Source organism: Deinococcus metalli, from assembly GCF_014201805.1.
GTDB lineage: Bacteria > Deinococcota > Deinococci > Deinococcales > Deinococcaceae > Deinococcus > Deinococcus metalli.
This window is the reverse complement of sequence record NZ_JACHFK010000012.1, coordinates 127,735-137,696: the sequence shown is the minus strand read 5'-3', so window position 1 is coordinate 137,696 and position 9,962 is coordinate 127,735. Positions and strand designations below refer to the sequence as shown.

General features: G+C 67.6%; 11 protein-coding genes. 8 read left to right on the top strand and 3 right to left on the bottom strand.

Features of this window, described 5'->3' with window-relative positions; genetic code table 11:
• The first annotated feature begins 241 nt into the window (after window positions 1–241).
• Window positions 242–1,337 (top strand): peptide chain release factor 2 gene (prfB, locus tag HNQ07_RS19505; protein WP_184114939.1). Its coding sequence is split into 2 segments (ribosomal slippage): window positions 242–286 and window positions 288–1,337, totalling 1,095 coding nucleotides; the frame shifts between segments, so codons are not numbered across the junction.
• A 158-nt stretch (window positions 1,338–1,495) separates the two neighbouring features.
• Window positions 1,496–2,488 carry a serine/threonine-protein kinase gene (locus tag HNQ07_RS19500; RefSeq protein ID WP_184114937.1) on the top strand — a complete coding sequence of 331 codons (993 nt, stop codon included), beginning with the start codon at window positions 1,496–1,498 and terminating at the stop codon, window positions 2,486–2,488.
• Between the two features lie 6 nt (window positions 2,489–2,494).
• Here the strand turns inward: HNQ07_RS19500 and HNQ07_RS19495 are convergent, their stop codons facing one another.
• Window positions 2,495–2,989, bottom strand: a complete 495-nt coding sequence (locus HNQ07_RS19495) for a DinB family protein (RefSeq protein ID WP_184114935.1) — start codon at window positions 2,987–2,989, stop codon at window positions 2,495–2,497.
• A 139-nt stretch (window positions 2,990–3,128) separates the two neighbouring features.
• Between HNQ07_RS19495 and rpsF the strand changes: the two genes are divergently transcribed.
• From rpsF to rny, 6 genes are all read left to right on the top strand, one after another.
• A complete protein-coding gene (gene rpsF, locus HNQ07_RS19490; protein WP_184114933.1) occupies window positions 3,129–3,437 on the top strand; it encodes a 30S ribosomal protein S6 in 309 nt (102 codons plus the stop codon).
• Between the two features lie 134 nt (window positions 3,438–3,571).
• Window positions 3,572–4,474 carry a single-stranded DNA-binding protein gene (locus HNQ07_RS19485; RefSeq protein WP_184114931.1) on the top strand — a complete coding sequence of 301 codons (903 nt, stop codon included), beginning with the start codon at window positions 3,572–3,574 and terminating at the stop codon, window positions 4,472–4,474.
• Between the two features lie 122 nt (window positions 4,475–4,596).
• A complete protein-coding gene (gene rpsR / locus HNQ07_RS19480; protein WP_184114929.1) occupies window positions 4,597–4,872 on the top strand; it encodes a 30S ribosomal protein S18 in 276 nt (91 codons plus the stop codon).
• Between the two features lie 11 nt (window positions 4,873–4,883).
• Window positions 4,884–5,324, top strand: a complete 441-nt coding sequence (rplI, locus tag HNQ07_RS19475) for a 50S ribosomal protein L9 (protein ID WP_184114927.1) — start codon at window positions 4,884–4,886, stop codon at window positions 5,322–5,324.
• 156 nt (window positions 5,325–5,480) lie between these two features.
• Window positions 5,481–6,215 (top strand): dienelactone hydrolase family protein, encoded by a 735-nt coding sequence (locus HNQ07_RS19470; protein ID WP_184114925.1) that lies wholly within the window; start codon window positions 5,481–5,483, stop codon window positions 6,213–6,215.
• A 223-nt stretch (window positions 6,216–6,438) separates the two neighbouring features.
• Window positions 6,439–8,136: a ribonuclease Y gene (rny, locus tag HNQ07_RS19465; protein WP_184114923.1), complete on the top strand. Its 1,698-nt coding sequence runs from the start codon at window positions 6,439–6,441 to the stop codon at window positions 8,134–8,136.
• A 499-nt stretch (window positions 8,137–8,635) separates the two neighbouring features.
• Here rny and HNQ07_RS19460 read toward each other — a convergent pair whose 3' ends face one another.
• Together HNQ07_RS19460 and HNQ07_RS19455 are read right to left on the bottom strand one after the other, a co-directional pair.
• A complete protein-coding gene (locus HNQ07_RS19460) occupies window positions 8,636–9,337 on the bottom strand; it encodes a tRNA (adenine(22)-N(1))-methyltransferase TrmK (RefSeq protein WP_184114921.1) in 702 nt (233 codons plus the stop codon).
• Window positions 9,324–9,896 (bottom strand): YqhA family protein, encoded by a 573-nt coding sequence (locus HNQ07_RS19455; RefSeq protein ID WP_184114919.1) that lies wholly within the window; start codon window positions 9,894–9,896, stop codon window positions 9,324–9,326. Before HNQ07_RS19455 ends, HNQ07_RS19460 begins: the two co-directional genes overlap by 14 nt.
• Between the last annotated feature and the right edge of the window lie 66 nt (window positions 9,897–9,962).

The following is a 9,962-nucleotide window of genomic DNA, read 5'->3' as shown; positions in this document are numbered from 1 at the left end:
TGCTCTCGCACTGCTTCACCTGTCATGCATCCCGCCTCCGTGGAGGCTCAGAAACAATACAGGCCACGCCTCAATCTGTCAACTCCCCCCCGGCCGGTGATCCCTTGAGGTTCCCTGACGCGCCCAGGACGCCGGAAAAGGGAGGCGGGGCGCCCGGTCCTGCGCGCCGCGTTTGTATACTGGTCAATCGGCATATGCCCGCGCGCCGCCGAGGCGGAACCGCGCGGAAGGGAGGCACGCCATGCAGGAACTGCTGGAAAAACTGGCGTCGCTCCGGGAGTACCTTTGACATTCCCGGCAAGACGCGCCGCCTGAACGAACTCGACCGGGAACTCAGCGATCCGGACCTGTGGAGCAACGCCGCCCGCGCGCGGCAGGTCACGCAGGAAGCCGGCACCATCCGCCGGATCGTGGACGGCTACTCGACCCTGCAATCGGACGCGACCGGCCTCGAGGAGATGCTGGCCATGGCTTCGGCCGAGGAGCAGGAACTGCTGGCCGAGGAACAGGAGGGCATCCAGAAGCGGGTCGACGACCTGTACCGCGAGACGCTCTTCACCATGAAGCACGCCGACACGGCCGCCATCGTCCGTGTCAAGAGCGGCGCGGGCGGCACCGAGTCTCAGGACTGGGCCGGCATGCTGTCGCGCATGTTCATGCGCTGGGCCGAACGTCACGGCTTCAAGGCCGAACTGCTCGACCAGCAGGACGGCGAGCAGGCCGGAGTGATCAGCTCGGAGTTCATCATCCGCGGAGAGAAGGCTTTCGGGATGATGGCGCCGGAGCACGGCGTGCACCGCTTGGTGCGGGTCTCGCCCTTCGACAGTAACAACCGTCGGCACACGTCGTTCGCGTCGGTCGACGTGGTGCCGGAGGTGCCAGAAGAGCAGATCGACATCCACATCCCGGACAGTGACCTGCGCCGAGATGTGTTCCGCTCGCAGGGCGCGGGCGGGCAGGGCGTGAACACCACGGACTCCGCCGTGCGCCTGACGCACCTGCCGACCGGGATCGCGGTGGCGTCGCAGGTGACGCGCAGCCAGATCAAGAACCACGAGATCGCGTTGCAGATCCTCAAGCAGCGCCTGTACGACATCGAGATGAAAAAGCGCGAGGCCGAGGAGGCCAAGGCGCGCGGCGAGCAGAAGAAGATCGAGTGGGGCTCGCAGATCCGCTCGTACGTGCTCGACAAACAGTACGTCAAGGACCACCGCACCGGCGTGATGAAGCACAACCCCGACGACGTGCTGGACGGCGACCTGGACGAGCTGATGTGGGCCGGGCTGGAATGGATGGCCGGCAAGCGCGTGTCCGAGGAAGCTGGCGACGACGAGTAGTGCCGCGCCCGGGCGGAAGCGCGAAAGAGTAGCGCAAGACGGCGGGTGTTTTACTGACCCGACATGAACCACTTCGGGTTCCCGACGAGCCTGCGCTTTCCGTCCTCCGTTCTAGGCATACAGTGAGTTGGACATGACGTCCTTCCCGTCTCCCGAGCATGACTGACTCCGACCGCGCCATTCCCGGCTATGCCCTGCACCGTGTCCTCGGACGCGGCAACACGTCTGCCGTGCACCTCGCGATAGATCCGGAGGGCCGCAAGGTCGCCCTGAAGATCCCGCACACCGAGACGCTGCGTGTGCAGGACGCGGCGGAGCGGTTTGCGAACGAGGTCCGGCTGTCGCTGAAGTTCCGCCACCCCCGGCTGGTGCGGGGCTGGGCCGGCACGCCGCACGGTCAGCTGGCGTTCCTGTCGATGGAGTTCTACCCGAAGGGCTCGCTCAGCGACCACCTAGAGAAGATGATGGTGCGCCGCCTGGAGTTGCCCCAGGCCCTGCGCATCCTGGCGGACGTGGCGTCCGCGCTGTCGTACCTGCACAAACAGGGCGCGGTACACCAGGACGTCAAGACCCACAACGTGTACCTGAACGACGAGGGCCGGGCGGCGCTGGGCGACATGGGCAGCACGTACTTCGTGGCGCAGGGCGGCAAGGTCAGCGGCAGTCCGTACTACATGGCCCCGGAGATCTACCACGGCGAGACCAGCAGCAGCGCCAGCGACGTGTACAGCCTGGGCATCCTGATGTACGAACTGCTGGGCGGCGACCGGCCCTTCAACGGCAATACCTACGAGGAGCTGATGGTCGCCCACCTGACGCGCTTCCCGGTGTCGCTCAGCCACATCAACCCCGAGGTGGCGCGCAGCGTTGCCAAGATGGCGGAACTCGCGCTGGCCAAACGCCCGAACGACCGGCCGACCGCCGAGGCGATCCGCCGCGAGATTCTCCTCGCGCTGGGCGAGATCCCGGCCGAGGAGGGCGGCGAGGACGAGACCCGGAAGGTGCAGGCCGAGCCCGCCAAGAACGTCGGGCGCCACGGCACCACACCGCAGCGGCCGGTGCCCCGGCCCACCGAGGCGCCCGCGCCACCCGCCAAGGCGGAGAAGGTCGAGGACAAGCGCGGCTGGAATCCCTTCAGGCGCCGCAAGTAGCCCGGGTCACGACACCGTCTTGACCATCTGGCGGATCGCGCCCAGGTGGTACGCGACGTGGGCCACCGCGCCGCTCAGGCCGCCGGTCACGTCGCCGTCCACCGGAGCGTCGCGCCGGCTGCGGGCGAAGGCCACCACACCGTCATAGGCGGCCCGCACCCGCTGCCGCAGCGCCGCCCACTCGTCCGCCGAGACCTGTGAGGGCAGGAAGCTGCCCTTCCAGTCGAACGGTCCGCGGTCGCCGTCGCGTTCCCAGCGGACGATCACCTCCATGTGAAAGGCCGCGTGCCGCGCCTGCCCGGCGATGCTGGTGCCGTTCACGTCGTGGCTGGCCTGCACGTCGTCCAGACCGTCCAGTGTGGCGATCAGCCCGTGGTTGCCGCTGCCGTCCGCCCGGGTGCCGTCCAGAAAGGAGGTGGGCTGGCCGGGCGTGCCGCCCTCCACCGCTTCTTTCAGGATGTCGAGGATGCCGTCGATGGGATGCTGTGGAGCCTGGGTCATGCCCCAGCGTAGCGGCGAGCCCGCTGGAACGGATGCGCCGCGTGGCTCTGGTCAGCGCTGGCCGGGTCTGGTATGGTGGTGAATTGCGCTGCGTGGGCGAGGCGAACACTTGCCACAACCGCGCGCATGGGAGGTGAACATGAACACATACGACCTCAACCTGATCCTGAACCCGAACCTGAGCGCCGAACAGGTCCAGATCGAGAAGGAGTACATCGAGACCACGGTGAAGAACGCCGGGGCCGAACTGAGCAACCTCGACGACCTGGGCAACCGCCGCCTGGCCTACCAGGTGGGCAAGGACCGCGAGGGCTACTACCTGATGTACACCATCAAGGCCGGTGGCAACCCGGAGTCGGACATCGCGTCCACGCTGCGGCTGCGCGACCACGTGCGCCGCGTCCTGGTGGTGAAAGACCGCCCGGAGTGGAAGACCAAGAAGGCCTGATTCCGTTTAGGTATTGACAGAATGGCCCAGGCTTGTTACAGTCCGGTCAACCTGCAAAGGCCACATCGCCAGCAACAGCAAGATCCAGTCAGCGTCCTGAACAGGACCACGCAAGCAACAAAGGAGCAACCAGTATGGCCAGAGGCATGAACCACGTCTATCTGATCGGTGCCCTCGCCCGTGACCCCGAACTCCGGTACACCCCCAGCGGGACCGCCGTATTCGAGGCCACCGTCGCCGGAGAAGACCACGTCATCGGCAACGACGGACGCGAGCGCAAACTTCCCTGGTACCACCGGGTCAGCATCCTCGGGAAGCCCGCCGAATGGCAGGCCGAACGCAACCTCAAGGGCGGCGACGCCGTGATGGTTGAGGGCTCCCTGGAGTACTCGCAGTGGGAAGCGCCCGAAGGCGGCAAACGCAGCATGGTGCGCGTCAAGGCCCTGCGCATGGAACAGCTCGGCACCCAGCCGGAGCTTGTTCAGGACGCCGGAGGCGGCGTTCGCATGGGCAGCGGCATGAACGAAGTCGTGCTGATCGGCAACGTCACCCGTGATCCGGATCTGCGCTACACCCCCGCCGGCGACGCCGTGCTCGGACTCGGCCTGGCCGTGAACGAGACCTGGAACGACCGCCAGGGGCAGAAGCAGGAGAAGACCCACTGGATCGACGTGACGCTGTGGCGCGAGCTGGCCGAGGCCATGAAGGATCTGCGCAAGGGCGACCCCGTCGTCGTGCAGGGCCGACTGGTGAACGAGGCGTGGACCGACAAGGACGGCAACAAGCGCAATTCCACCAAAGTAGAAGCGACGAGAGTCGAAGCCCTGTCCCGAGGCGCCGCTGCCGGACAATCCGGCTACGCTGCCTCCCCCGCGACGCCTCGCCCTCAGACCGCGAGCAGCGCCGCGCGCCCCCAGCCCAGCCGGGCCCCCGCCCAGGCCAGCCGGGGAGCGAGCACGGGGAACCGTTCGGGCGGCTTGGATATAGATCAAGGTCTCGACGACTTCCCACCCGAGGAAGAAGACCTGCCGTTTTGAGCGTGCAGGCAAGAGGTCTGACGGTCTAGCGGTCTGAGCGCGCAAGGAGCCCTTTTTCGGGCATTCAGACGCCCTGACACGCCGACCCTCAGACCCGAGGCGCACAGCCCCGAGGTATCCCAATGACGCAAGGCAACAACGCCGACCGCAAGCCGCGCGGCAAGGGCCCCAAGCGCCCCCGCAAGCCCAAGGTCGATCCGTTCTCCATCGGGGAACTGGAAATCACCGACTACAAAGACGTGAAGATGCTCCGCCGCTTCGTGAGCGACACGGGCAAGATCCTTCCTCGCCGCCGCACCGGCCTCTCGGCCAAGCACCAGCGCCGCATTGCGCAGACGATCAAGATCGCGCGCCAGCTGGCCCTGCTGCCCTACACCGAGAAACTGGTCCGGAAGTAAGGAGAGCTGGCATGCAAGTGATTCTTCTCGAACCCGGCAAGCTCGGCAAGACCGGCGAGGTCGTGAACGTCAAGGACGGGTACGCCCGGAACTGGCTGATCCCGCAGGGCATCGCCGCGCCCGCCACCAGCAGCAACATGAAGAGCCTCGAGGCGCGCGTCCGCTCGCGCCAGAAGGTGCTCGCCGCCGAAAAGGCCACTGCCGAGGACCTCGCCAGCCGCCTGAACGGCGTGGCCGTGGAACTCAGCGTCCGTGCCGGTGAAGGCAAGATCTACGGCGCCGTGACCCACGCCGACGTGGCCGGCGCCCTGGACAAGCTGGGCTTCGACGTGGACAAGCGCCGCATCGACATGCCGAAGACCGTCAAGGAAATCGGCGAGTACGACATCGCGTACCGCGCCCACCCCGAAGTCACCATCCCCATGAAGCTCGTCGTTCACGCCTCGAAGTAAACGCGAGCACCGCTGTGAAGCCCCTGCCCGAGTGGTGGGGGCTTTCGCGTTGGCCCTGGCTGCGCCTGCCGGCCATTCCAGCGTGAAGGATCGGACGCCGGGCACACACCCTCCCCCGCGGCCGCTTCTCTACGGTAGAGCCCGGAGGTTCCATCCATGCTCAAGCGCACGTTGACCGTGTCTGCGTTCCTGCTGTCGTCTCTCGCCGCCGCTCAGGCCGTCAAGGGAGGTGACGTGGTGGTCACGAGTTTCGGCAAGGACTACAAGAGTTACCTGTCGGCGCCGGCGAGCGCCACGCCCAAGCCCGCGGTGATCCTGATCCACTCGTTCAACGGCCTGGAACAGGGCTATAAGGATCTGGTGGACGAGATGGCCGGCGCGGGCTTCGTGACGCTGGCGCTGGGCTGGCAGACCTTCGAGAAGGAGCCGAGCGACGATACGGTCCGGGCGCTGATCGAGGACGGCGTGAAGTTCCTGGGGGCGCGCAAGGACGTGAACATGAACGCGCTGGGCCTGACGGGCTTCTGCGCGGGCGGGCGCTACACCATGCTGCTGTTGCCGCAGCTCAAGCAGTTCAAGGCGGGGGTGGCGTGGTACGGCTTCCCGGACCAGGGGGGCACGGCGGCCAAACCGCAGGCGCCGACGGCCTTCATCGACCAGCTCAGCGCGCCCATGCTGATCCTGCACGGCACGAAGGACCAGCCCAGTCCCATCGCCTCGATCTACGCCTACGCGCAGAAGCTGGACGCGGCGAACAAGAACTTCAAGCTCAGCGTGTACCAGGGCGAACCGCACGGATTCCTGCTCAAGGACAGTCTGATCGCCGACACGGTCGCCAGCCGCAGCGCGCGGCAGGAGATGGTGAACTACTTCCGCGAGTGGCTGAAGTAAGGGAGCCACCCACGGCCCGGCGCCCACAGCGGTGCCGGGCCTTTCTGTGGGCCGTCCTGCCCCCGCCAGCACGGGGCGTGGGCGTACTGAACGCCCTTTCACACCTTTGGGGCTACACTGCGCTTGGGCGTCCCATTCCTTGTGACGTCCGTGTCAACCACAGTTCAGTGTCGGGTGCGTCCGGTCACGGCCGCGCCCATGAAGAACCGAAAAAGGAGGCAGCATGACGACCATCTGGGTCATTGTGGCGCTCCTGGTCGGGATGGTCGGAGGGTTCCTCGGGGGGCAGTCACGCGGCCTGGCCAAACGGGCCGAGCTGGACGACCGCCTGCAACGGGAAGCCCGTGCGGAAGCGGATCGCATTCGGGCAGGAGCGGAGGCGGAGGCGCGGCAGCTGCGGGAACAGGCCGACCAGGCCAGGCAGGACGCCACACGGCGGATACAGGAAGCGGGAGAACGCGAGGCGCAGCTCACGGCGCTGGGACCCCAGCTGGACGCGCAGCGCGAGCAGCTGGTCACGCTGCGCGCGCAGGTGGAAGCCGAGCGTGCTCAGGCGAAGCAGGACACGGCGCGCGACCGCGAGGCGCTGGCGGGCGACCGGCAGGAAACGCGGCGGGAACGCGACGAACTCAAGCGCGAGATCGAGCGCGTCAACCGCCGTGCCGAGCAACTCGACGCGCGCGGGGAGAAGCTCGACGCGCTCGAGGAACGCCTGGAGACGCGGGCACGCGCGCTGGACGATCAGGAAGACGAGTTGGACGGCCGCAGCAAGCAGATCGACCTGAAGCTGTACGAGGTCGCCAACCTGTCGCCCGAGGCGGCCCGCGACGAGATCATGTCCCGGCTGGACGCGGAGCTGGAGGAGGAAAAGGCCATCCGCGTGAAGGCCATGCAGGAGCGTGCCACGGCCGAGGCCCGCCGCACGGCCCGGCACGTGATCGCGCAGGCCATTCAGCGCAGCGCCTCGGAGACGAGCGCGGCGCTGAGCGTGTCAGTGGTGCCGATTCCGAACGACGCCATGAAGGGCCGCCTGATCGGCCGCGAGGGCCGCAACATCCGCGCCTTCGAGGCCCTGACCGGCGTGGACCTGATCATCGACGACACGCCCGAGGCCGTGATCCTGAGTTCCTTCAACCCGGTGCGCCGTGAGGTCGCCAAGCACGTGCTGGACGCGCTGGTCGCCGACGGCCGGATTCACCCCACCCGCATCGAGGAGATGGTGCACAAGGCCCAGGACGAGATGAAGACCTTCATCCACGCCCAGGGCGAGGAAGCGGCCATCGAGGCGGGCGTGGTGGGCCTCAAGCCAGGGCTGGTGCAGCTGCTGGGCCGCATGTACTTCCGCACCAGTTACGGGCAGAACGTCCTGAAGCACTCGATTCAGGTGGCACACCTGACCGGCATCATGGCCGACGAACTGGGCCTGGACGCCGGCATGGCCCGCCGCGCCGGCCTGATGCATGACGTCGGCAAGAGCATCGACCGCGAGATCGACGGCACGCACGTGGACATCGGCATCAACCTCGCCAAGCGCTTCGGCGAGCCAAACGAGGTGATCGACGCCATCGCGCACCACCACGACCCGGAGAACGGTGAGACGCTGTACTCCGTGCTGGTCGCCGCCGCCGACGCGATCAGCGCCGCGCGCCCCGGTGCCCGCCGCGAGGAACTAGAATCATACGTGCGGCGCCTGGAGCAGCTCGAGCAGATCGCCGTGTCGTTCCCGGGCGTGCAGCAGGCCTACGCCATCCAGGCCGGGCGCGAGGTGCGCGTGATCGTGCAGCCGGAGAAGGTCACGGACGCCCAGGCCACCCTGCTGGCCCGCGAGATCGCCGGGCGCGTCGAGCAGGACATGGAATACCCGGGGCAGGTGCAGGTCACGGTGGTGCGCGAGAGCCGCGCCGTGGAAGTCGCCCGCTGAGCAAGTCAACGCCCTGTAGGAGCGGCCACGGGCGACCGGGCCGCTCCTGCATATGCAGCCAGACCACCCGCACGCGCGAGCTGACTTCGTCCAGCACGGCATTTCTGGGAGGCAACGGATCGGGTTGACGGTGGGTGCATACCGCGCTATAGTTTTCCCATCACCGCCTGAAAGGGCGGATTTTTTATTGCCCGGCTGAGCGCAGGCCACCTATGCAGGGCCGTTTGCATTTCGTCCGCTGTTTCCTGCGCTCAGCCGGGCTTTTCCGGGCCGACTGATTGACGTTGACAGCCCCTGCATACCGCGCTATAGTTTCTTCATCACCGTCCAAGAGGGCGGGTTTTTTGTTGTTGAGGGTTTGGGCAGCGCAGAGGCCAGATCGCCAACCGCTATGCAGCCAAACACGACAGCAATGGCCCAATACGACGTCTGAGACGACACATTTCTGCCCACCCGGTTAGACTTGACGGCCGGTGCATAGCACGCTATCCTTTGCTTATCACCGTCCGCGAAGGGCGGGTTTTTTATTTTCTGGGTCCGTGAGCCAGCTGAGGGCTGTGCGGGCAGTCTCCAGGGCGTCCTGCGTCGGGCGGCCCGGTGCGGCCAGGGGGGTCAGGTGGGCGATATCGGCGTGCACCTGCGCGAGGAGCAGCGGATCGGCGGCGCGCAGCAGGTGTGGACCGTACTCCAGCGCGGCGGCCAGCGGCAGATCGGTGTAGGCCGGATCGGGGCCGGGCCGCCGCTCGAAGCGCAGCACGGCGTAGTTCCAGAACCCGGCTGCGAGGCGCTCGGCGGTCACGTGGAAGCCGGCCTCTCCGGCCCAGCGGCGCAGAAGGGGCGCCGAGTCGTTCGGTTGCAGGACCAGCGCGGGCGGCACCTCCTCCCCGGCCCGGCGCAGGATGCCCAGGATGGTGCGGGCGCCCATGCCGGTGATGCTGGCGCTGTGCACTTCGCCGGGCGCCAAGGGCGCGAAGCCGTTCCCGGCCCGCACGTCGATGTGCCCGGCCAGCCCTGCGCGGGCGACGGCCTGCCGGGCGACGTCCAGCGGGCCGGGCGTGAGTTCCACGACGACGGCCCGCCGCACCCGGCCGCGCCGGACGAGTTCGACCGGCAGCGCGGCGTGGTCGCTGCCGATGTCCGCATGGACCTCCGCGTGGATCAGGGCCAGCGCGGCCTCCAGGCGGGCGTCAAGGCTGGGCATCGGCGGGCGGGGCGTCCCCGTGCTTCTCGTCTCGGGCGGAGCCCTGGCGCGAGAGGATCACGGAGTACGTGCCGACCGCCACGATCACGGCGGCGATGGCCGCGCCGTACACCAGGATGTCCGAGCCGGCCTTCCACTCCAAGGCCACGCTGAAGAAGTTCACGGCGAGCGCCACGATCACGATGCCGATCAGTTTCTGCTTCAGGTCATCGAAGGAGTCGATGTGTAGCCACGCGGGGACGTTCTGCAGGCGGCCCACGAACAGCGCCTGCAACCCGAACGAGATGATCAGCAGCGCCATGCCCACCAGCAACGTGTCGGCCTGCTCGACGGCCGCCACGATCAGGGTCTTGGTGGTGTGGGCGTCACCCAGGTGCCCCAGCGCACTTCGGATCGTCACGTACGCCTGCGCGATGGCCGCCACGAACAGCGCGAGGCTGAATGCGAAGGCGCTCAGCACGCCCAGCTCCACGATCAGGCGCGTGAACCCGAAGGCGCCCGCCAGCGTGAGCGAGCGCGGGGTGCGCGGGCGGGACAGGGGAGCGGGATCGCGGGCCATGCGGCTCAGGATAGCCGCTGATCCGGAGTCCGCTGTCGTCCGTGATGGCCGGAAGCACCCGGAGTG